Origin of the sequence: Streptomyces sp. NPDC046876 (genome assembly GCF_040645035.1) — a bacterium.
Classification (GTDB): domain Bacteria; phylum Actinomycetota; class Actinomycetes; order Streptomycetales; family Streptomycetaceae; genus Streptomyces.
Window position 1 is genome coordinate 99,326 of sequence record NZ_JBEYXK010000010.1, and the last position, 22,678, is coordinate 122,003.

17 protein-coding genes are annotated in these 22,678 nt (G+C 73.8%); 6 read left to right on the top strand and 11 right to left on the bottom strand.

The window, feature by feature from the left end; all coding sequences use genetic code 11:
- Positions 1-111 precede the first annotated feature (111 nt).
- On the top strand, positions 112-510 hold the full coding sequence (locus ABZ924_RS09040; RefSeq protein ID WP_361906109.1) for a roadblock/LC7 domain-containing protein: 399 nt from the start codon (positions 112-114) through the stop codon (positions 508-510).
- Between the two features lie 119 nt (positions 511-629).
- On the top strand, positions 630-1,442 hold the full coding sequence (locus ABZ924_RS09045; RefSeq protein WP_361906111.1) for a DUF6397 family protein: 813 nt from the start codon (positions 630-632) through the stop codon (positions 1,440-1,442).
- Here ABZ924_RS09045 and ABZ924_RS09050 read toward each other — a convergent pair.
- From ABZ924_RS09050 to ABZ924_RS09060, 3 genes are read right to left on the bottom strand one after another with little or no spacing between them, the layout of a single operon-like run.
- Positions 1,406-1,807, bottom strand: a complete 402-nt coding sequence (locus tag ABZ924_RS09050; RefSeq protein WP_361906112.1) for a YchJ family metal-binding protein — start codon at positions 1,805-1,807, stop codon at positions 1,406-1,408. The two genes, ABZ924_RS09045 and ABZ924_RS09050, sit on opposite strands and share 37 nt — an antisense overlap.
- Positions 1,808-1,815: 8 nt before the next feature.
- The gene (locus tag ABZ924_RS09055; protein WP_361906114.1) at positions 1,816-2,730 is read right to left on the bottom strand and encodes an acyl-CoA thioesterase II; all 915 of its coding nucleotides are present in this window, start codon (positions 2,728-2,730) and stop codon (positions 1,816-1,818) included.
- Between the two features lie 52 nt (positions 2,731-2,782).
- On the bottom strand, positions 2,783-5,305 hold the full coding sequence (locus tag ABZ924_RS09060) for a DUF3516 domain-containing protein (RefSeq protein WP_361906116.1): 2,523 nt from the start codon (positions 5,303-5,305) through the stop codon (positions 2,783-2,785).
- 145 nt (positions 5,306-5,450) lie between these two features.
- Between ABZ924_RS09060 and ABZ924_RS09065 the strand changes: the two genes are divergently transcribed.
- On the top strand, positions 5,451-6,239 hold the full coding sequence (locus ABZ924_RS09065; RefSeq protein WP_361906118.1) for a metal-dependent hydrolase: 789 nt from the start codon (positions 5,451-5,453) through the stop codon (positions 6,237-6,239).
- 124 nt (positions 6,240-6,363) lie between these two features.
- Here the strand turns inward: ABZ924_RS09065 and ABZ924_RS09070 are convergent, their stop codons facing one another.
- The 4 genes from ABZ924_RS09070 to ABZ924_RS09085 all read right to left on the bottom strand — a co-directional run bounded on the left by ABZ924_RS09070 (position 6,364) and on the right by ABZ924_RS09085 (position 13,657).
- Positions 6,364-8,145: an ABC transporter ATP-binding protein gene (locus ABZ924_RS09070; protein WP_361906120.1), complete on the bottom strand. Its 1,782-nt coding sequence runs from the start codon at positions 8,143-8,145 to the stop codon at positions 6,364-6,366.
- Positions 8,142-10,058, bottom strand: a complete 1,917-nt coding sequence (locus tag ABZ924_RS09075; protein WP_361906122.1) for an ABC transporter ATP-binding protein — start codon at positions 10,056-10,058, stop codon at positions 8,142-8,144. The genes ABZ924_RS09070 and ABZ924_RS09075 overlap by 4 nt, the downstream gene beginning before the upstream one ends.
- 134 nt (positions 10,059-10,192) lie before the next feature.
- On the bottom strand, positions 10,193-13,129 hold the full coding sequence (locus tag ABZ924_RS09080; RefSeq protein WP_361906124.1) for an FAD-binding and (Fe-S)-binding domain-containing protein: 2,937 nt from the start codon (positions 13,127-13,129) through the stop codon (positions 10,193-10,195).
- An 18-nt stretch (positions 13,130-13,147) separates the two neighbouring features.
- Positions 13,148-13,657, bottom strand: coding sequence for a MarR family transcriptional regulator (locus ABZ924_RS09085; RefSeq protein ID WP_361906126.1), 510 nt, complete (start codon positions 13,655-13,657; stop codon positions 13,148-13,150).
- Between the two features lie 86 nt (positions 13,658-13,743).
- On the opposite strand from ABZ924_RS09085, the gene ABZ924_RS09090 reads away from it, so the two are divergent.
- Together ABZ924_RS09090 and mltG are read left to right on the top strand one after the other, a co-directional pair.
- Positions 13,744-15,651, top strand: coding sequence for an ABC transporter ATP-binding protein (locus ABZ924_RS09090; protein WP_361906128.1), 1,908 nt, complete (start codon positions 13,744-13,746; stop codon positions 15,649-15,651).
- 56 nt (positions 15,652-15,707) lie between these two features.
- Positions 15,708-16,598 (top strand): endolytic transglycosylase MltG, encoded by an 891-nt coding sequence (gene mltG, locus ABZ924_RS09095; protein ID WP_361906130.1) that lies wholly within the window; start codon positions 15,708-15,710, stop codon positions 16,596-16,598.
- A gap of 188 nt (positions 16,599-16,786) precedes the next feature.
- Here the strand turns inward: mltG and ABZ924_RS09100 are convergent, their stop codons facing one another.
- The 4 genes from ABZ924_RS09100 to ABZ924_RS09115 all read right to left on the bottom strand — a co-directional run bounded on the left by ABZ924_RS09100 (position 16,787) and on the right by ABZ924_RS09115 (position 20,879).
- Entirely contained in the window at positions 16,787-17,932 is a 1,146-nt protein-coding gene (locus ABZ924_RS09100) for an FAD-dependent oxidoreductase (RefSeq protein ID WP_361906196.1), read from the bottom strand.
- Positions 17,933-18,045: 113 nt separating this feature from the next.
- Entirely contained in the window at positions 18,046-19,410 is a 1,365-nt protein-coding gene (locus ABZ924_RS09105; protein WP_361906132.1) for a cytochrome P450, read from the bottom strand.
- 227 nt (positions 19,411-19,637) lie between these two features.
- The gene (locus ABZ924_RS09110) at positions 19,638-20,315 is read right to left on the bottom strand and encodes an HAD family phosphatase (RefSeq protein WP_361906134.1); all 678 of its coding nucleotides are present in this window, start codon (positions 20,313-20,315) and stop codon (positions 19,638-19,640) included.
- An 84-nt stretch (positions 20,316-20,399) separates the two neighbouring features.
- Entirely contained in the window at positions 20,400-20,879 is a 480-nt protein-coding gene (locus ABZ924_RS09115) for an Lrp/AsnC family transcriptional regulator (RefSeq protein ID WP_361906136.1), read from the bottom strand.
- A gap of 144 nt (positions 20,880-21,023) precedes the next feature.
- Between ABZ924_RS09115 and ABZ924_RS09120 the strand changes: the two genes are divergently transcribed.
- Positions 21,024-22,616, top strand: coding sequence for an SDR family oxidoreductase (locus tag ABZ924_RS09120; RefSeq protein WP_361906138.1), 1,593 nt, complete (start codon positions 21,024-21,026; stop codon positions 22,614-22,616).
- Positions 22,617-22,678: the final 62 nt, after the last annotated feature.

Below are 22,678 nucleotides of genomic sequence, written 5' to 3' on the forward strand. Positions count from 1 at the left end.
GTGGCGTTGGTTCGGACCTTGCCGGAAAGGTCCTGGTGGGGAAGGCTTGCGGCACTTACTACGCGGGGTGCGGCGCGGCCGGGGCGGCTGCGTCACGGGGAGGGGCTGGAAATGGCACTGGACAAGCAGCTCGACTGGCTGCTGGACGACCTGTCCCGCAGGGTCCAGCAGGTCCGGCACGCGGTGGTGCTGTCCAACGACGGGCTGGTCACGGGCGCGAGCGCCGGGCTGGCACGGGAGGACGCGGAGCACCTGGCGGCGGTGGCGGCGGGACTGCAGAGCCTGGCGAAGGGGTCGGGACGGCACTTCCGGGCCGGTGAGGTGCGCCAGACCATGGTCGAGTACGACGACGGGGTCCTCTTCGTCATGGCGGCGGGCTCGGGGAGTTCGCTGTGCGTGCTCAGCTCCGCCGAGGCCGACATCGGGCAGGTCGCGTACGAGATGACGCTGCTGGTCAACCGGGTGGGGGAGCACCTGGGGGTGGCGGAGCGGCGCATCACCGGCGGCTGACGGCTCCGGCGGCCGCCCCCTCCCGCCGGGAGTTATCCACAGGCCTCGCGGGTTGTCGTGACGGTGGGTTACGTTCTTCACGCAGAGTGATGGAGATGCGATGCGTGAGGGGGATCGTCATGAACGTTGCGACGCAGCCGCGGGCCCGGGTACGGGTGGCCGCAGCACCGGGGCCGACGGTGGGCGGCGCCACGGCCGCCGGCGAGCTGGGGCTGAGCCGGGGCGAGTTCGCGCGGGCCGTCCAGTTGGGGATCGTACGCGCCGCGCCGGCGGCCCCCGGCGGCGCGGCCCGCTACACCCGGGCGGAGCTGGACCGGGTCAGGGCGGCGAAGGGCTTCCCCGAAGCACTGCGCGCCAGGATCGAGACCGTGGCCGGAGCGGAGGCCGCGGGCGCGGTGATGGGCATCGGGGCGAGCCGGTTCATCCGGCTCGCGCGGTGTGGACACCTCGTCCCCGTCGCCTACCGGGTCAACCGGTACCGGGCGGTGGTGTGGCTCTACCTGGCCGCGGAGCTGCGGGAGTTCGCCGCTCGGCAGCCGGGGCTGCTGAGCGGGAGCGCGCCGGCGCAGGACCGGGAGCTGTTGGCGGCGAAGGCGGACCTGCGCCCGCGGCAGTGGCGCGGCCGGCATGTCGGGCTCCTGCTGAGACGGACCGCCGACCCCTGGGAGCGGGCCGCCGTACTGGCCTCCGTGCTCCCTGAGGAGGAGGTGGCGCAGGCCGTGCCCGACCCGGCGGAGCGGATCGTCCTCGGCGCGCTGGCCCCGCCCCTGCCGTACGGGCACCCGCAGCTCCCGGCCGCCGCGGCCGTCGCGCAGCGGCTGCTGCGGGCCGAGTCGCCCGACGAGGTCCACTGGTACCGCACCAGCCTGGACTTCGCCCTGACCGGGGCGCGCGGTCAGTCGAACTCGACGGGGGAGAGGGGGCCGACGTAGACCCAGGCCCCGCCCTCCCGAGTGAAGGCGCTGTTCTCGTGCAGGGACCCGGCGTGCCGGCCCTCGCGGTAGTGCGCCCGGAACTCCACCGAGCCCTCCGTCTCGAACATCCCGCCGCGCTCGGTGCCCAGGATCTCCAGCTTGACCCAGCGCTGGTCGGGGTCGAGGTCGAGCCCGCCCGGGCGGGTGTCCGGATGCCAGGACCGCATCAGGTAGGCGGTGTCGCCCACGGCGAAGGCGCTGAACCGGGACCGCATCAGCAGTTCGGCGGTGGGCGCCTGCTGCGCACCGGAGTGGAAGCGGCCGCAGCACTCCGGGTAGGCGGCGGGCAGCCCGCAGGGGCAGGGGAGGGCCGGCTTGGGCATGGGGGTGATCAGCTCTTCGGGGTCGGTTCGGCCGGCGCGGACGGCCGGGCCTGCGGGGAGGGGTACGGGCGGAAGAGGCCTTCCTGGACCACGGAGACCAGCATCCTGCCCTCCAGGTCGTAGATGCGGCCGCGGGCCAGGCCGCGCCCGCCGTGCGCGATGGGCGACTCCTGGTCGTACAGGAACCACTCGTCCGCGCGGAACGGCCGGTGGAACCACATGGCGTGGTCCAGGGAGGCCATGTCGAAACCGCGCATGCCCCACAGGGGCTCCACGGGGATGCGCACGGCATCGAGGAGGGTCATGTCACTGGCGTACGTGAGGGCGCAGGTGTGCACGAGCGGGTCGTCGCCCAGCGGGCCGACGGCGCGCATCCACACCGCGCTGCGGGGATCGGCGTCCTTGAGCTCCTGGGGGGTCCAGCGGAGCCGGTTCACGTACCGGATGTCGAAGGCCTGGCGGCGGGCCATCCGCTCCAGCGACTCGGGCAGCGAGCCCAGGTGCTCGCGGATCTCGTCCGCGACCTTGGGGAGCGTCTCCGGGTGGGGAACGTGGTGGGAAGGCAGCTGGTGCTCGATGCTGCCCTCCTCCGGATGGTGGAAGGAGGCGGTCAGATTGAAGATCGTCTTGCCTTGCTGGACCGCGGTGACGCGGCGCGTGGTGAAGGACCGCCCGTCGCGCACCCGTTCCACCTGGTACACGATCGGCACCCCGGGGATGCCGGGGCGCAGGAAGTACGCGTGCAAGGAGTGGACGGGCCGGTCGCTCTCGGTGGTGCGGCCGGCGGCCACCAGCGCCTGGCCGGCGACCTGCCCGCCGAAGACGCGCTGGAGGGACTCCTGCGGGCTGGCGCCGCGGAAGATGTTGACCTCGATCTGCTCCAGGTCGAGCAGATCGACCAGTCTCTCGGCGGGGTTCGTCATCAGAGCCTCTCCACTGTCGTCTCCGGTGGGGCCGGTCGCCCTCCGGTGGGGGTCAGAGCGTGCCGAGCTCGCCGACCGAGGTCACCCGGATGACCGCCCGGCCCTCCTCGTCGGAGGCGGCGAGATCCACCTCGGCGCTGATGCCCCAGCCATGGTCGCCGCCCGGGTCCGCGAAGGTCTGGCGGACGCGCCACAGGCCGTGCGCCGGGTCCTCCTCGATCTGGAGGAGCTTCGGGCCGCGCGCGTCGGGGCCGGTGCCCAGGTCGTCGTACTCGTCCCAGTAGGCGTCCATGGCCTCGCCCCAGGCGTCGGCGTCCCAACCGGACTCGGCGTCCAGCTCGCCCAGCTCGTCGATGTGGTCCAGCGCCGCCAGCTCCACCCGCCGGAACATGGCGTTGCGGACCAGGACGCGGAAGGCGCGTGCGTTGGCGGTGACCGGCTTGACCTGGTCGGCCTTGTCCTGGGCCTCCTCCGCCGTCTCCACCTCCGGGTTCGCCAGCTGCTCCCACTCGTCGAGCAGGCTGGAGTCCACCTGGCGCACCAGCTCGCCCAGCCAGGCGATCAGGTCCTCCAGGTCCTCCGACTTCAGGTCGTCGGGGATGGTGTGGTCCAGCGCCTTGTACGCGCTCGCCAGGTACCGCAGCACGATGCCCTCGGTGCGGGCGAGCTCGTAGAAGGAGGTGAACTCCGTGAAGGTCATCGCGCGTTCGTACATGTCGCGGATGATCGACTTCGGGGAGACCGGGTGGTCGCCGACCCACGGGTGGCTCTTGCGGTACACGTTGTAGGCGTGCTGCAGGAGCTCTTCCAGCGGCTTGGGGTACGTGACGTCCTGGAGCCGCTCCATCCGCTCCTCGTACTCGATGCCGTCGGCCTTCATCGCGCCGACCGCGATGCCGCGCTCCTTGTTCTGCTGGGCGGCGAGGATCTGGCGCGGGTCGTCCAGCGTGGACTCGACGACCGAGACCATGTCCAGCGCGTAGGAGGGGGACTCCGGCTCCAGCAGGTCGAAGGCGGCGAGCGCGAAGGTCGACAGGGGCTGGTTGAGTGCGAAGTCCTGCTGGAGGTCGACCGTGAGCCGGATGGTGCGGCCCTCGGCGTCCGGGGTGTCGAGCTGCTCGACCACCCCGCCGTCCAGCAGCGAGCGGTAGATGGCGATGGCCCGCCGGATGTGCTTCAGCTGGGCCTTGCGCGGCTCGTGGTTGTCCTCGAGCAGGCTGCGCATCGCCTGGAAGGCATTGCCCGGACGGGCGATGACCGACAGCAGCATGATGTTGGTGACCTTGAACCGGGAGGTGAGCGGCTCCGGATCGGCGGCGATCAGCTTCTCGAAGGTGGTGTCCGACCAGGCGACGAAACCCTCGGGCGCCTTCTTGCGGACCACCTTGCGGCGCTTCTTGGGGTCGTCGCCCGCCTTCGCGAGCGCCTTCTCGTTCTCGATGACGTGCTCGGGCGCCTGGGCGACCACGAAACCGGCCGTGTCGAAGCCGGCCCGGCCGGCCCGGCCGGCGATCTGGTGGAACTCGCGGGCGCGGAGGGTGCGGACCCGGTTCCCGTCGTACTTGGTCAGCGCGGTGAACAGCACGGTGCGGATCGGGACGTTGACGCCCACGCCGAGGGTGTCGGTCCCGCAGATCACCTTCAGCAGGCCGGCCTGGGCCAGCTTCTCCACCAGGCGCCGGTACTTGGGCAGCATGCCGGCGTGGTGCACGCCGATGCCGTGGCGCACGTAGCGGGAGAGGTTCTGGCCGAACTTCGTGGTGAAGCGGAAGTTGCCGATCAGCTCGGCGATCTTGTCCTTCTCCTCGCGGGAGCACATGTTGATGCTCATCAGCGACTGCGCCCGCTCGACGGCCTGCGCCTGCGTGAAGTGCACGATGTACACGGGGGCCTGCCGGGTCTCCAGCAGCTCGGTGATCGTGTCGGTGATCGGGGTGGTGACGTACTCGTACGACAGCGGGACGGGGCGGGTCGCGGAGCGCACCACCGACGTCGGCCGGCCGGTGCGCCGGGTGAGGTCCTCCTCGAACCGCGTCACGTCGCCGAGGGTCGCCGACATCAGGATGAACTGCGCCTGCGGGAGCTCCAGCAGCGGGATCTGCCAGGCCCAGCCGCGGTCCGGCTCGGCGTAGAAGTGGAACTCGTCCATCACGACCTGGCCGATGTCGGCGTACTTGCCGTCGCGCAGGGCGATGGAGGCCAGCACCTCGGCCGTGCAGCAGATCACCGGGGCGTCGGCGTTCACGGACGCGTCGCCGGTCAGCATGCCGACGTTCTCGGTGCCGAACAGCTTGCACAGGTCGAAGAACTTCTCCGACACCAGCGCCTTGATCGGCGCGGTGTAGAAGGTGACCTTGTCCTGGGCCAGGGCGGTGAAGTGCGCGCCGGCCGCGACGAGGCTCTTGCCGGAGCCCGTCGGCGTGGACAGGATCACGTTCGCTCCGGAGACGACCTCGATCAGCGCCTCCTCCTGGGCCGGGTACAGGCTGATGCCCTGATCCTCCGCCCACGAGGAGAAGGCCTCGAAGAGGGTGTCGGGGTCGGCGTTCGGCGGGAGCTGATCAATGAGGGTCACGCCCCCATCTTGCCTGGCTTCGCCCCGGATGAGGGAACCGGCGGCCGCGGGCGAAGATCACCACGGGTACGCTGTGCCGTTGACCGGGGCCGGACGACGTCGTCAGCGGGGCCCGACCAGCACACCACCGGGGCGGGAAACGAGCATGATGGGTCCGGCGCACTCACTGTCCGGGGCGGCAGCCTGGCTGGGGGTGGGCGCTGCGGCCGCGGCCGCCGGGCACCCCATGCCCTGGCCGGTCCTCGTCGTCGGCGCGCTCATCTGCGCGGGCGCTGCCCTCGCCCCCGACCTCGACCACAAGTCGGCGACGATCTCGCGGGCCTTCGGCCCGCTGTCGCGGGGCCTGTGCGAGGTGGTCGACAAGATCTCCTACGCCGTCTACAAGGCCACCCGTGCCCCGAAGGACGCCCGCCGCTCCGGCGGCCACCGCACCCTGACCCACACCTGGCTCTGGGCGGTCCTGATAGGCGGGGGCTCCTCGGTGCTGGCGGTCACCGCCGACCGGTGGGGTGTGCTGGTGCTGCTGTTCGTCCACCTCGTGCTCGCCGTCGAAGGCCTGCTGTGGCGGGCTGCCCGGATGTCCAGCGACATCCTCGTGTGGCTGCTCGGCGCCACCAGCGCCTGGATCCTGGCCGGGGTCCTGGACGAGCCCGGCAATGGTGCGGGCTGGCTGTTCGGCCCCGGCCAGGAGTACCTGTGGCTGGGCCTGCCGATCATGCTCGGTGCGCTCGTCCACGACATCGGCGACGCCCTGACGGTCTCCGGCTGCCCGATCCTGTGGCCCCTGCCGATCAAGGGCAAGCGCTGGTACCCCGTCGGCCCGCCCAAGGGGATGCGCTTCCGGGCGGGCAGCTGGGTGGAGCTCAAGGTCCTCATGCCCGCCTTCATGCTGCTCGGCGGCATGGGCGGCGCCTCGGCCCTCGACTTCATCTGACGGGCGCCGACCGACCGGTTCTGCCCGGGTGGTCCTGTTCCGCCGTGCGGCCTGCGCGGCCGGTGCGGCCTGTGCGGCCTCCGGCCCTGGCACCGGCGCCAGGGCCATGGGCCCGGACCCCCGGTCAGCCGTGCCAGGAGCGCCACAGGGCCGCGTACGCCCCGTCGGCCGCGACCAGCTCGTCGTGCGAACCGAGCTCGCTGATCCGGCCGTCCTCGACCACCGCGATCACGTCGGCGTCGTGCGCCGTGTGCAGGCGGTGGGCGATCGCGATGACCGTCCGGCCGTCCAGCACCCGGGCCAGCGACCGCTCCAAGTGCCGTGCGGCGCGCGGGTCCAGCAGCGAGGTCGCCTCGTCGAGGACGAGCGTGTGCGGATCGGCCAGCACCAGCCGGGCCAGCGCGATCTGCTGGGCCTGCGCCGGCGTCAGCGCCGTGCCGCCCGAGCCGACCTGGGTGTCCAGGCCGCGGTCCAGGGCCCGCGCCCAGCCGTCGGCGTCCACCGCGCCCAAGGCCGCCCACAGCTCGGCGTCCTGCGCCCCGGCCCGGGCCAGGCGCAGGTTGTCCCGCAGCGTGCCCACGAACACGTGGTGCTCCTGGTTGACCAGGGCCACCTGCTCGCGCACCCGCTCCGCGGGCATCCGCGACAGCTGCGCCCCGCCGAGCGTCACCTCGCCCGTCCGCGGCGCATAGATGCCCGCGAGCAGCCGGCCGAGGGTGGACTTCCCCGCGCCCGACGGGCCGACGAGCGCCATCCGGGTGCCCGGCGGAACCGCCATCGACACCTCGTGCAGCACGTCGACGCCCTCCCGGTAGCCGAAGCGGACCGCATCGGCGCGGACGTCGCGACCCGCCGGGGAGACGGCGCCGTCGCCGCCGTCCGGCTCGATCTCCCGCACGCCCACCAGCCGGGCCAGCGACACCTGGGCCACCTGCAGCTCGTCGTACCAGCGCAGGATCAGGCCGATCGGGTCGACCATCATCTGCGCCAGCAGCGCGCCCGTGGTCAGCTGCCCGACCGACAGCCAGCCCTGCAGGACGCAGAAGCCGCCGATCAGCAGCACCGAGCCGAGGATCGTCACGAAGGTGGCGTTGATGACGGGGAAGAGGACCGTCCGCAGGAACAGGGTGTAGCGCTCCCACGCCGTCCACTCCTTGATCCGGCGCTCCGACAGGGCGATCCGCTCCGGGCCCAGGCGGTGCGCCTCGACCGTGCGGCCCGCGTCCACCGTCTCGGTGAGCGCCGCCGAGACCGCCGCATAGCCGGCCGCCTCGGAGCGGTACGCCGAGGGCGCCCGCCGGAAGTACCAGCGGCAGCCGGCCACCAGTACCGGCAGCGCCACCAGCGCGGCCAGCGCCAGCGGCGGCGCGGTCACGCCGAGCGCCCCGAAGAGCAGCCCCACCCACACGACGCCGATGGCCAGCTGGGGCACGGCCTCGCGCATCGCATTGGCGAGCCGGTCGATGTCGGTGGTGATGCGCGACAGCAGGTCGCCGGTCCCGGCCCGCTCCAGGACGCCCGGCGGCAGGCCCACCGACCGCACCAGGAAGTCCTCGCGCAGGTCGGCCAGCATCTCCTCGCCGAGCATCGCCCCGCGCAGCCGGACCAGCCGCACGAAGGCCGTCTGCACGATCAGGGCCAGCCCGAACAGCACCGCCACCTGCACCAGGTGGAGCTCCCGGGCCCCGGCCGCGAGCCGGTCCACGACCCGGCCCAGCAGGTACGGGCCCACCATGGAGGCGATCACCGCGACCGCGTTGACCGTCACCAGGGTCGCGAAGGCCCGCCGGTGCCGTCGCAGCAGGCCGCGCACATAGCCCCGTACCGTCGCCGGCGAGCCCACGGGCAGGGTGGCGGCCGATTCGGGGGCCGCCGGGTCGTATTGCGGCGGCGCCACACCGATCATGCGGATTCCTCGATCTCTGTGAGTGCTTCGTGGAGCCGTGCCGGTGCCACGCGGGCGATCCGCTGCTCCTCGTCGGTCTCGCGGGTGACGACCGCCCGGTAGCGCCGGTCGTCGTGCAGCAGCTCGCGGTGGGTGCCGGTCGCGGCGACCGTGCCCTCGTGGAGGAACACGACGTGGTCGGCGCGGTCCAGCAACAGCGGTGAGGAGGCGAGCACCACGGTGGTGCGCCCCGTGCGCAGGGCGCGCACGCCGTCCGCGATGCGTGCCTCGGTGTGCGAGTCGACGGCCGAGGTCGGCTCGTCGAGGACGAGCACCTCGGGGTCGGTGACCAGGGAGCGGGCCAGGGCGAGTCGCTGGCGCTGCCCGCCGGACAACGACCGTCCGCGCTCGGTGAGGTGGGCGTCCATGGGGTCGGCCACCCCGTCCGGGGCCGCCTGGAGCAGCGCGTCCAGCACGTCCCCGCACTGGGCGGCGGCCAGCGCCGCGGCGGGCTCGACCGCCCCGGACGCCGGTACGGCGAACAGCCGGCGCAGGGTGCCCGACAGCAGCACCGGGTCCTTGTCCTGTACGAGGACCAGCGTGCGGGCCGTGTCCAGCGGCAGTTCGTCGAGGGCGACCCCGCCCAGCAGGACCGAGACCCGCTCGGGGGCGGCGGGGGCGTCGCCGTCACCGGCCCCGCCCGCGGTGCCCTCGGCGCCCTGGCTGTTGTCGGCGTCCTTGCCGTCCTTGGCGCCCGCGTCGCCGTCCGGCGGGTGTCCGCCGAGGCGTTCGGCGAGCCGGCCCGCGAGGTCCGGGTCCCCGCACACCACGGCGGTGAGTCGGCCCGCCGGGGCCAGGAGCCCGGTGACCGGGTCGTACAGGTCGCCGCCGGGCTCCGGGGCCCGCACGGCCGCGGAGGAGGGCCGCTCGGGGGCGTCGCCGCGGGCCAGCGACAGCACCCGGGCGGCCCGTTGGGCGGAGGGCCGGGAGAAGGAGTACGCCATCGCGATCTCCTCGAAGTGCCGCAGCGGGTAGAGCATCGTGGCCACCGCGCTGAAGGCCGCGACGAGTTGGCCGACCGCCAGCCGGCCGTCCAGGACGAGCGCGGAGCCGTACCAGACCACCGCGATCAGCAGCACGCCCGGCAGCAGCACCTGGATCGCCGAGATCAGCGCCCACATCCGGGCACTGCGCACGGCCGCCCTGCGGACCTCCTGCGAGGCCTCGCGGTAGCGGCCGAGGAACAGCTCCTCGCCGCCGATGCCGCGCAGCACCCGCAGGCCCGCCACGGTGTCGGAGGCCAGTTCGGTGGCCTTGCCGGCCTTCTCCCGCTGGGCGTCGGCGCGCCGGGTGGCGCGCGGCAGCAGCGGCAGGACGGACAGGGCGAGCACCGGGATGCCGAGGGCGACGACGGTTCCGATGGCGGGTGCGTAGAACAGCAGGCCGACGCAGATGGCGACGACGGAGAAGGCGGCCGCGAGGAAGCGGGAGACCGCCTCCACGAACCAGCCGATCTTCTCCACGTCGCCGGTGGAGACGGCGACGACCTCGCCCGCCGCGACCCGGCGGGTCAGGGCCGAGCCGAGCTCGGCGGTCTTGCGGGCGAGCAGCTGCTGCACCCGCGCGGCGGCCGTGATCCAGTTGGTGACGGCGGTGCGGTGGAGCATGGCGTCGCCGACAGCGATCGCGACGCCGACCAGGGCCAGCAGCGCCCCGACGAGCAGCAGCCGGGTGCCGTCGCGGTCCACGACCGCGTCGACGCCGAGCCCCACCGCGTACGGCAGGCCCGCGACGCCGCAGAAGTGGACCAGGCCCCAGCACAGGCTCTTGACCTGTCCGCCGAGTTGGCCCCGCCCGAGCCACACCAGGAAGCGGGGGCCGGAGCGGGCGTCGGGTACACCGGGATCCGGATACGGGAGATCGCTGATCTGCATGACGCCCCATGACTGGTCGAGAGGTCCAAACCGTGCAAGGTTCGCCTTCCGGACCGGAGCCGGGCAATCGATTTTGTGTTGGCCAAAGCCTCACGCGGCAGGATGTCCCGTGGGCGCGGACGCATGACGCCGGGTCAGGGGCGGGTGGCCCGCTCCAGCTCCAGCAGCGCCGAGCGGTAGCTGCGGCCGGTGGCCCGGTCCATCCCCACTTCGCACATCCGGTTCGCCGACAGGTGCACGTCGAACGCCCGCGAGGTCACCTCCGCCGCCTCCCGCGCCGTCGCCGAGGCGGTCAGCTCCGGGTGCAGCATGCCCCGGTCGCCCGCGAAGGCGCAGCAGCCCGCGTCCTCGGGCACCACCACCTCCCGTGCGCACGCCTCGGCCACCGCCAGCAGCTGCGCCTCCACACCCAAATGGCGCATCGAGCAGGTGGGATGGAGCACCGCCGAACCCACCGTGCGCCGGATCGTGAGGTGCGGCAGCAGCTCCTGCGCCGCCCACACGACGGAGTCGACGACCCGGAGCTCCGCGTGCAGCGCGCGGTTGTCGTCGGTCAGGAACGGGACCACCTCCCGCGCGAGGCCCAGCGTGCAGGACGAGGCGTCGACGACGAGCGGCAGCCGCCCGCCCGCCGTCCAGCCCCAGGCGGCCTCCACGATCCGGTTGGCCATCACCCGGTTGCCGGCCTCGTAGCCCTTGGAGTGCCAGATCGTCGCGCAGCAGGTCCCGGCGACGTCGCCCGGGATCCACACCGGCTTGCCGGCCCGCTCGGAGACGGCCACCACGGCCTCCTGCAGGGAGGGGCCGGACGCGTCGTCCGGTCCGCCGAAGATCCGGTTGACGCAGGCCGGGTAGTAGACGGCCGCCGCACCCACCCGCCGGGTCGCAGGCGCCCTGCGGGCCGCGGCGCCGGGGAGCTGCGGCAGCCACTGCGGCACCAGGTCGGGCCGTACGGCACGCCGCACGGCCCCCGTCACCGCGGCCGGCAGCCGGTCCCCGACCAGGCCGCTCACCCGGTCGGCGGCGGCCACGGCCAGCCGGGCCGCGCCCTCGACGGCCGTGAACGAGCGGGCGGCGAGCTCCGCCGCCCGCTCCTCGCGCGGGCCGTGCCGGCGGTGGCGGAAGTCCCGTACCAGCGCGCCCGTGTCGATGCCGACGGGACAGGCGATCATGCAGGTGGAGTCGGTCGCGCAGGTGTCGACGGCGTCGTGGCCGTACGACTCCAGCAGGCCGTCCAGCACCCGCGAGCCCGGCTGCTGCCGCATCGCCTCCCGGCGCAGCACGATCCGCTGGCGCGGTGTCGTCGTCAGGTCCTTGCTGGGGCAGGTCGGTTCGCAGAACCCGCACTCGATGCATGGATCGGCCACCGCCTCGACCCCGGGGATGGTCTTCAGGCCGCGCAGGTGGGCCTGCGGGTCGCGGTCGAGGAGGATCCGCGGGGCGAGCAGCCCGTCCGGGTCCACGAGCCTCTTGGTGCGCCACATCAGCTCGGTGGCCCGGGGCCCCCACTCCAGCTCCAGGTAGGGGGCCATGTTGCGGCCCGTGGAGTGCTCGGCCTTCAGCGAGCCGTCGAAGCGCTCCACCGTGAGCCGGCAGAAGGCGTCCATGAACGCCGCGTACCGCTCGACGTCGGCGGGCCGGGAGGCGTCGAAGGCGAGCAGGAAGTGCAGGTTGCCGTGGGCCGCGTGCCCGGCGACGGCCGCGTCGAAGCCGTGCTCCGCCTGCAGCGCGAGCAGCGCCTCGCAGGCCTCGGCCAGCCGGGAGGGCGGCACCGCGAAGTCCTCGGTGATCAGGGTGGTGCCGGGGGCCCGGGCCCCGCCGACGGTCGTGACGAAGGCCTTGCGGGCCTTCCAGTAGCCGTCGATCGTCCCCGGGTCACCGGTGAAGGCGTTGGTGACCGACGGGACAGGGGCCACCAGGTCCAGCCCTGCGAGGACCTCCGCGGCGCGCCGCTCGTGCTCCGCCCGCCCCGCCTCGTCCGGGGCGCGGAACTCCACCAGCAGGGCCGTGGTGTCCTTCGGCAGGCCCGCCCAGTCGGCGGGGACCCCTGCCACGCGCACCGAGGCGCGCAGGGTGTTGCCGTCCATCACCTCGACCGCGAGGGCGCCGGCCGCGGTGAAGAGCGGCACCGCCGCCGCCGCGGCGGGCAGGGACGGGAAGAACAGCAGGGCAGTGGTGCGTTCGCGGTCCAGCGCGAGGGTGTCGAAGACGAGCTCGGCGAGGAAGCCGAGCGTGCCCTCGGAGCCGACCATCAGACCGCGCAGGATCTCGACCGGCGTGGTGCCGTCCAGATACGCGTCCAGGCGGTAGCCGGTGGTGTTTTTGATCTCGTACTTGGCCCGGATCCGGGCCACCAGCCCCGGATCCGCCTCGATCTCCCGCTTGATCTCCATCAGCCCGCGGCACAGCGCCGGCTCGGCGCGTGCCAGCTCCTCATCGGCCAGCGGGTCGGCGGTGTCCACGACCGTGCCGCCCGGCAGCACGAAGGTCAGGGACGACAGCGTGCGGTACGCGTTCCTGGTGGTCCCCGCCGTCATGCCGGACGCGTTGTTGGCGACGACCCCGCCGAGCGTGCAGGCGATCGCGCTGGCCGGGTCGGGCCCGAGGACCCGGCCGTGGCGGACGAGGGCGGCATTGGCCCGGGCCACGGTCGTGCCCGGCCGGATCCGGGCCCGGCGGCCGCCCTCCAGCACCTCCATGCCGGCCCAGTGGCGGCGTACGTCGACCAGGATGTCCTCACCCTGGGCCTGGCCGTTGAGCGAGGTCCCGGCGGCCCGGAAGACCACCTCCCGCCCGCGCCCGCGGGCGTACGACAGGACCGCGGAGACGTCGTCCACGTCCTCGGCCACCACCACGACCTGCGGCACGAACCGGTACGGCGAGGCGTCGGAGGCGTAGCGGACCAGGTCGGAGAGGCTCCACAGCACCTTCTGCGCACCGAGCAGCTCGATCAGCTCGGTCCGCAGCGGCTCGGGCGTGCCGCCGGCGCGCCACTCGGGCACCCGGTCGGGGGAGGGGCCGCGGACGCCGTGCGGGCGCAGGGCCCCGGGCTTCGGTTCCAGCAGCGGCATCGCGACCCCTCGTTCCCGTCAGCAGCGGCGCCCCGCGGGGGCGTCCATCAGAGCGTCCAGCAGGCCGCCGAGCTGGTCCCGCTGCCCGGCGGTCAACGGAGCCAGGATCTCCTCTGCGGCGTCCGTCCGCGCGCTGCGCAGCCGGCGCAGCGTGGCGCGCCCCGTGTCCGTGAGCTCGATCCGTATGACACGGCGGTTCGCCGGGTCGGGCGCGCGGCGCACGCAGTCGGCGGCCTCCAGGCCGTCCACCAGCGTCGTCACGGCGCGGGGCACCACTTCCAGGCGCGCGGCGAGGTCCGCCATGCGGGGCGGCTGCCCGTCGTCGTAGTGCGAGACGAGCCGGAGCAGCCTGCTCTGGGCCGGGGTGATCCCGAGCGGCTCCAGGTGGCGCTTCTGGATCCGGTGGAGCCGGCGGGTCAGCCGCAGCAGCTGCTCGGCGAGCACGCCGTCGGTGCTGTCGGTGGAGCTGTCGGTGGAGCTGTCGGGCGCGCCGGCGGTCGAGCTGTCGGTTTCGGGAGCGGTGCTCATACTGGTGAACGGTACCAGGACCAGACTCATTGTGAGCATAGGTAACAATGAGCTATGCTCATGCAAGTCTCGTCAGAAGGAGGCCCATGCGCCCCGAAGAACCGAAGTGGACCCCATCGAAAGAAGCCCTCGACCCCAGCAGCCCCGCCCCCGCGGAGCGCCCGCGCGAACTGCGCCGGATCGTGGGCCTCTTCCGCCCCTACCGCGGCCGGCTCGCCGTCGTGGGGCTGCTCGTCTGTGCGTCCTCCCTGGTCGGCGTCGCCTCGCCGTTCCTGCTGAAGGAGATCCTGGACGTCGCCATCCCCGAGGGCCGCACCGGACTGCTCAGCCTGCTGGCCCTCGGCATGATCCTCACCGCCGTCGTCACCAGCGTCTTCGGCGTGCTCCAGACCCTGATCTCCACCACCGTCGGCCAGCGCGTCATGCACGACCTGCGCACCGCCGTCTACGCCCAGCTCCAGCGGATGCCGCTGGCCTTCTTCACCCGCACCCGCACGGGCGAGGTGCAGTCCCGGATAGCCAACGACATCGGGGGCATGCAGGCCACCGTCACCTCGACCGCCACCTCGCTCGTCTCCAACCTGACGGCCGTGGTCGCCTCCGTGGTCGCCATGCTCGCGCTCGACTGGCGGCTCACCCTCGTCTCGCTGCTCCTGCTGCCCCTGTTCGTGTGGATCAGCCGGCGCGTGGGACGCGAGCGCAAGAAGATCACCCTGCAGCGGCAGAAGCAGATGGCCGCCATGGCCGCGACCGTCACCGAGTCCCTGTCCGTCAGCGGCATCCTGCTCGGCCGCACGATGGGCCGCGCCGACTCGCTCACCCGGTCGTTCGCCGAGGAGTCCGAGAAGCTCGTCTCCCTGGAAGTGCGCTCCAGCATGGCCGGGCGCTGGCGGATGTCCACCATCGGCATCGTCATGGCCGCCATGCCCGCGCTCATCTACTGGGCCGCGGGCATAGCCCTGCAGTCCGGCGCCCCGTCCCTCTCCGTCGGCACCCTCGTCGCCTTCGTCACGCTCCAGCAGGGCCTGTTCCGGCCCGCCGTGAGCCTGCTGTCGACGGGTGTGCAGATCCAGACCTCGCTGGCCCTGTTCGCCCGCATCTTCGAGTACCTCGACCTGCCGGTGGACATCACCGAGCGCGAGGACGCCGTCCGCCTGGAGCGCGCCAAGGGCGAGATCCGGCTGGAGGACGTGCACTTCGCGTACGACGCCAAGCACGGGCCCACCCTCACGGGGATCGACATCACCGTCCCGGCCGGCGGCTCCCTCGGCGTGGTCGGTCCGACCGGCTCCGGCAAGAGCACCCTCAGCTACCTGGTGCCCCGGCTCTACGACGTCACCGGCGGACGGGTCGCCCTCGACGGGGTGGACGTGCGCGACCTCGACTTCGACTCGCTGGCCCGCTCCATAGGCGTGGTCTCCCAGGAGACCTACCTCTTCCACGCCTCGGTCGCCGACAACCTGCGCTTCGCCAAACCGGACGCCACCGACGAGGAGATCGCCGAGGCGGCCCGCGCGGCCCAGATCCACGACCACATCGAGTCCCTGCCCGACGGGTACGACACCCTGGTCGGCGAGCGCGGCTACCGCTTCTCCGGCGGCGAGAAGCAGCGCCTGGCCATCGCCCGGACCATCCTGCGCGATCCCCCGGTGCTGATCCTCGACGAGGCCACCAGCGCCCTCGACACCCGCACCGAGCACGCCGTGCAGCAGGCCATCGACAACCTCTCCGCAGGCCGCACCACGATCACCATCGCGCACCGGCTCTCCACCGTCCGCGATGCCGACCAGATCGTCGTCCTGGACAAGGGGCGCATCGCCGAACGCGGCACGCACGACGAACTGCTGGAGGCCGGCGGCCGGTACGCGGCCCTGGTCCGCCGGGACCGCGAGACCGCGGGCGGCGAGCGTGCGGAACGGGTCGACCCGCTCGAGCGGGTCGACGGGACCGTCCGCGCCGAGCGGGCCGAACGTGTGGAACGTGTGATCGTCTGACCGGTGCGGGGGTGTGACGCCCGGGAATGCGGCGCTGTGCCGTTTAGCGTGCCCGTATGCGCCCTGAGTACCGGCCGCCACGGCATCGATCCCGGCTCACCCGCCGGGGCCGTCTGGCGATCTTCCTCTGCACGCTGCTCGCGACCGGCGCGGCCGTGCTCGTGCCGCTGCTGCGCGGCGCCGAGCCGGAAGCCCCCGAGGTCCTGGGCCGGCTGACCGTCCCCGAAGGCTGGCGGGCCCCACAGATCTACGCCGCCATCGACCGCGAGCTGAGGCTCCCGGCCGGGTCCGCCCAGGCCGCGGCCGCCGCGACGGAACTGGCCCTGCCCGCCGAGGCGAAGGGCAACCCCGAGGGGTTCCTGTTCCCGGCGTCGTACCCGGTGACCTCGAAGACCACGGCCGGCTCGCTCCTCGCCTCCATGGTGGGGACGGCCAACCGCCACCTCGCCGCCCGGGCGGTCGCCGACGGCGGCAAGGCGCACGGCATGACCCCGTATCAGACGGCCACCCTGGCCAGCATCATCGAGGCGGAGGCCGACTCCCGCGCCGACATGGGCAAGGTCGCCCGCGTGGTGCACAACCGGCTGGCGAAGGCGATGCCGCTGCAGATGGACTCCACCCTCAACTACGCGCTGGACCGCCGGACGCTGAACACCACGCTGAGCGACACGCGCATCGACAGCCCCTTCAACACCTACCGGCGGCACGGACTCCCGCCCACGCCGATCGACAGCCCCGGCGCGGACGCCCTGGCGGCCGCCGTCGCGCCGACGCCGGGCGACTGGCTCTTCTTCGTCACTGTGAAGCCGGGGGACACCCGCTTCTCGGTGACGTACGAGGAGCACAAGAAGCACGTCGCGGAGTTCAACCGCATCCGCGCGGCCGCCGCTTCGGGTGCGGCCGGCGCGAGGCCGCGCGCGGCACAGGCCCGCGCCGACGGCAGCTAGGTCGTCTCTTTCGGATCTTGCCGGTTAAGCCCGCGTCGTCCGGTGCCGTGCATCGCAAGGCGGAGAGGCTCCCGATTACTGGACGTCCTCGGGTGCCTCGACAACGCAGCGAGGTGCGGTGCCGGGCGGCGCGGGTCTGGGGGCACCTCCCAGCAGTAGCTGGGGGAGCAGGATCCGGAAGAGACGGCCTAGACCCTCGCGCCGACCCCGGCCGGTTCGAGGGCGGAAGCACCGAAGGCGGAAGCCGCCGCTTTCGGCGTGCGCACGGCGGCGGGCGGGTCAGCGGGATCCCGGGTCGCGAGCAGGCGGCGGATCTCGCGGACCGCGGCGCCACCGGCCCGGTTGGCGCCGATGGTGGACGCCGAGGGCCCGTAGCCGACCAGGTGGACCCGCTCGTCGCGGACCGCGCGCGTGCCCTCGACCCGGATGCCGCCGCCCGGCTCGCGCAGTCGCAGCGGGGCCAGGTGGTCGATGGCCGCCCGGAAGCCGGTCGCCCACAGGATCACATCCGCTTCCACGTGCCGGCCGTCGTCCCAGGCCACGCCCGTCGGCGTGATCCGGTCGAACACGGGCCTGCGGTCCAGTACGCCCGAGGCCATCCCGGCCCGGACCGCCACGTTCAGGGGCAGGCCGGTGACGCTGACCACGCTCTGCGGGGGCAGCCCGCGGCGCACCCGCTCGTCGACCAGGGCCACGGCCGCGCGGCCCTCGGCCTCCCCGAACGGCCCGTCGCGGAACACCGGTGGCCGCCGGGTCACCCAGGTGGTGTCGGCCGCCACCTCGGCGATCTCCAGCAGGTGCTGCACCGCCGAGGTGCCGCCGCCTACCACGACCACCCGGGCCCCGGCGAACGCCTGCGGCCCCGGGTAGTCCGCCGTGTGCAGCTGGCGCCCCCGGAAGGTCTCCTGCCCCGGGTAGCGCGGCCAGAAGGGCCGGTCCCAGGTCCCGGTGGCGTTGATCAGCGCCCGGGCGGACCAGGCGCCGGCCGAGGACTCCACGCGCAGCCGCCCGCCCGCACCCTCCCGTACGGCGGTGACATCCACGGGGCGGCGCACGTCCAGGCCGAACCGGCGCTCGTACGCCGCGAAGTACTCACCGATCACCGCCGAGGAGGGCCGCAGCGGGTCCGCGCCCGTGAGCTCCATGCCGGGCAGTGCGTGCATTCCGTGGACCTTGCCGTACGTCAGGGACGGCCAGCGGAACTGCCATGCGCCGCCCGGGAGCGGGGCATGGTCCAGGACCACGTGGCCGATCCCCGCCCGCGCCAGGTGGTAGGCGCTGGACAGTCCCGCCTGCCCGGCGCCCACGACCACCACGTCGACCGCCTCGGACATCCCGGCGTGCGCGCTGGTGCCGGCAGGCCGCGTACCGCGTATGACTTCGTTCACGGTTCTACCAACTCGCGGGGGCTGCCGGATCTTCCCCCCCCTTGTCGAGGGGCGCCCCGTCACGGCCGCCGCAGCACCGCCGGGACCGGCCCCGCCGGCTGGAGCGTCAGCCCGGGGAAGACGGGCACCGGCGTGGGGCCGCTGTCCACATGGAACCGCTGGGCCAGCACCGCCAGCACCAGCGCCGCCTCCACCAGGGCGAACCGCGCCCCCAGGCAGGCCCGCGGGCCACCGCCGAACGGGATCCAGGCCTGCTCGGACGCGGCGTGCGCGGCAGCCCCGTCGGCGGACCAGCGCTCCGGGCGGAACGCCTCCGGATCGGGGAACCACCGCTTGTCCCGGTGCATCGACCAAGGGCTGGTCCATACGGTCGTCCCCTCCGTCACGGGCCGCCCGCCGATCGATGCGCCCTCCCCGGCGACCGCCGAGATCAGCCAGACCGGCGGATACACCCGCAGCGCCTCCTTGACCACCTGCCGGGTCCAGGTCAGCCGCTCGTAGTCCTCGTACGTCGGCAGCCGGCCGCCCAGCACCCGGTCCAGCTCCTCCGTCAGCCGGGCCCGCGCCTCGGGCGCACCCGACAGCAGCTGCCAGGCCCAGGTCAGCGTGGTCGACGTGGTCTCGTGGCCGCCGATGTACAGGGTGATCGACTCGTCCCGCAGCTCCTTCTGCGAGAGCGGGGCGCCCTGCTCGTCGCGGGCCGCCAGCAGCCGGCTCAGCAGGTCGTCCCGCTCGGCGCCACCGCTCCGCGAGGCCGCCTCGTGCTCCCGTACGACGTAGGCGATCTCCCGGTCGAGGACCGCCACGGCCCGGCGCATCCGGCGCCGTCCCGGAGTCTGCACCCAAGGCGGCAGGAACAGCGTCAGACCCCGGAATTCGGCGCCCAGCTCCCGCTGCGCCGTGGCCATCGCCGCACTGATCGGGGCCTCGCGGCCGGCGGCGTCGCTGCCGAAGAGGGTGCGCACCGCGATCCGCTGGGTGAGCCCGGCCATCTCCCGGTGCACGTCGATCCGGCCGCCCTCGGCCCAGCCGCGGGCCAGCGCGTCCGCGCACTCCACCATCGTGGCGGCGTACGCGCGCACCTGCCGGGGCCGGACGGCCGGCTGCACCAGGGCCCGCTTGCGGCGCCAGTCCTCACCGGTGGAGACCACGACGCCGTCGCCGAGCAGTTGGTGGAACGCCCAGCCCAACTCCATCGGCTTGAACGTTTTTTCCACAGAGCCGAGCAGCTCGCCGGCGTGCTCCGGCCGGGAGATCAGCACGTTGCGCTGCGGGCCGAGTGCCCACGGCACCCAGTCGCCGTAGTCATCGCGCAACGACTCGAAGAAGGCCAGGGGATCGCGGGCGAAGGCCGGCAGGTTCCCGACGAGGGGCCACCGGCGCGGTCCGCGCTCGGTGCCCGGGGGCAGCAGGGTGGCGGTCACGCCACGCATGGTCGCAGCGCACCGCCCGGCCCGCCAGAGCCCCGCGCGCCGCAACACTTCGGCCTGACGGGCCGGTTGGAGGTCCGGGGCGGGCCGGCAGTCCAGCAGCCCGGCAGCTCGGTGGCCCCTCGGCGGTCCGGAGGCCGGAGGTCCGGTGCCCCGGGCCTGCGGCCCCGCCTCAGGCGGCGCGGCGTGAGGTCCGGTGCCCCGGGCCCTGTGCCCCCGCCTCAGGCGGCGCGGCGGGCGGACAGCCAGGCGTAGGCCGCCTCCGCGCTGAACTCCGGCTGGCCGGACGGGAAGACGAGCTCCGCGGTCGCGAACCCGGGATCGCCGGCCGCCGCCTCCGCGTACGGCACGGCCACGCACGCCATGCCCGCCGCATGGGCGGCCCGCGCACCCGGCGCCGCGTCCTCGACGACCACGCAGTCGGCGGGCCGCACGCCGAGCCGGCGCGCCGCCTCCAGGAAGACGTCCGGCGCCGGCTTGCCGTGCGCGACCTCCTCGGCGGAGACCGCCGTGGTCAGCAGCGCGTCCAGCCCCGTCCCGGCCAGCACCGCCTCGATCGCCTCGCGCGAGGACCCCGACGCCACCGCCATCGGCACCCCCTCCGCGAACAGCCGCTCCACGAACTTCCGCATCTGCGGAAACACCTCGGTGCCACCGCGGGCCAGCTCCAGGTACGCCGCGTTCTGCTCGGCCAGCAGCTGCTCCACCGGCGCCGGGATGCCGTACCGGTCCTTGAGGATCTCCAGCGTCTCCAGGGTGCCGATGCCGATGAAGCGGGAGTGCTGCTCCCACGTGAAACCGTGGACGCCGTGGCGCTCCAGGGTGCGCCGCCCGGACTCGTAGTAGTTCGGCTCGCTGTCCACGAGGGTGCCGTCGAGATCGAATATGACGGAGATCATCCGCTGCGCCCGTCCTGCCGGTCCTGAAGTACGTGCTGTACGGGCCCGTGCCCGCCCCGGCCATCTTGCCAGGACGCGCGCTCGTCAGGAGGTGCGCGCCGCCCGTCCCACGGACTCCACCAGGGGCAGCAGCCGGTGCGCCACCCGCTCGCGCAGCGCCACCTCGGTCCGCGTGCGGACCACGCCCGGAAACCGGATCAGCCGCTGGATCACGTCCTCCAGGTGCGCGTTGTCCCGGGCCGCCACCCGGGTCAGCAGGTCACCGCCGCCGGTGATCGAGAACGCCTCGATGATCTCGGGCACGGCCGCCAGCGCATCGCCGACCTCGTCCAGGTAGCCCTGCGTCACCTCGATGTGCACGAAGGCCAGGACCGGGTGGCCGAGCGCGGCGGGGGAGATCACGGGGCCCGTCCCGGTGATCACACCGGTGCGCTCCAGCCGGTCGAGGCGGGCCTGCAGGGTGCCGCGCGCCACTCCGAGGATCCGGGCGTACTCGCGGACGCTGGTGCGCGGCTGCTCGATCAGCAGGCGCAGAATCCGGGTGTCGAGCTCGTCCACCGCCATGCCGCGACTGTACCAATGGCCCAGTGGCCGGGCGTCGCGCCGGGATGCGCGCAGGCGGCCGCGGTGCATCCGGGACCGGCCGTCCGACCGAATCCCTGTCGAGGAGCATCCCCACCGGGGAGCACGAAGAGCGGAGCGCGAACCATGACCGGTCTGCACTGCCTGGTCACCGGGGCCACCGGCTACATCGGCGGCCGGCTGGTGCCCGAGCTGCTGGCCGCCGGCCACCGCGTCCGGTGCCTGGCCCGTTCGCCGGAGAAGCTGCGCGACCACCCGTGGGCCGGACGGACCGAGACGGTCCGCGGCGACGTCGGCGATGCCGCGGACGTGGCCGCGGCCCTGGAGGGCATCGACGTCGCCTACTACCTCGTCCACGCCCTCGGTGCGGGCTCCGGGTTCGAGGAACGCGACCGCGCCGCCGCCCGCGTCTTCGCCGAGCAGGCCCGCGCGGCCGGCGTCCGCCGCATCGTCTACCTCGGCGGCCTCACCCCGGCCGGGATCCCGCTGCGCGAGCTGTCCCCGCACCTGCGCTCGCGCGCCGAGGTCGGCCGGATCCTGCTCGCCTCCGGCGTGCCGACCACCGTGCTGCGCGCCGCCGTCATCATCGGCTCCGGCTCGGCCTCCTTCGAGATGCTGCGCTACCTGACCGAGCGGCTGCCCGTCATGGTGACCCCGAGCTGGGTCGGCACCCGCGTCCAGCCCGTCGCCGTCCGCGACGTGCTGCGCTACCTCGTCGGCAGCGCCGCCATGCCGCCCGAGGTCAGCCGGGCCTTCGACATCGGCGGCCCCGACGTGGTCACGTACGAGGAGATGATGCGCCGCTACGCGGCCGTCGCCCAGCTGCCCCCGCGGCTCATCCTGCGCGTCCCGATGCTGACCCCGGGGCTGTCCAGCCACTGGATCGGCCTCGTCACCCCCGTCCCGCGGGCCCTGGCCCGGCCGCTCGCCGAGTCGCTGCGCCACGAGGTGGTGTGCGCCGAGCACGACATCGCCGACCACGTTCCCGACCCGCCGGGCGCCCCGATCGGCTTCGACGAGGCGCTGTCGCTCGCCCTGCAACGGGTGCGGGAGGCTCAGGTGGCCACCCGCTGGTCCTCCGCCGCCGTGCCCGGCGCGCCGAGCGACCCGCTGCCCACCGACCCCGACTGGGCGGGCGGCAGCCTCTACACCGACCGGCGGGAGCGCACCGTGGACGCCTCTCCCGCCGCCCTGTGGCGGGTGGTGGAGGGCATCGGCGGCGAGAACGGCTGGTACTCCTTCCCCCTGGCCTGGGCCGTACGGGGCTGGCTGGACCGGCTCGTCGGCGGGGTCGGCATCCGCCGCGGGCGGCGCGACGCCGCCCGGCTGCGGGTGGGGGACTCCCTGGACTTCTGGCGGGTGGAAGAGATCGAGGCGGGCCGGCTGCTGCGGCTGCGCGCCGAGATGCGGCTGCCGGGGCTCGCATGGCTGGAGATGTACGCGGAGCCCGCACCGCCCGCTGCAGGCGGCGGGCCGACGCCGCGGGCCCGCTACCGGCAGCGGGCCCTGTTCCACCCGCACGGGCTGCTCGGGCACCTCTACTGGTGGAGCGTCTCGCCCTTCCACGCCGTGGTCTTCGGCGGCATGGCCCGCAACATCGCCCGCGCCGCGTGCCGGCTGCAGGAGCGGACCGGCGGCGCGACCGGTGCATCCACGGGGCCCGCACCGGCCGAAGTACCGGACGAGAGCGGCCGTCCACCCGAGCCCGGACGGCCCTGACCCGCCCACTGACCCGCCCGGCCCCCGGCCCGCCCACTGCCCGGGGCGGACCCGGACCCGGA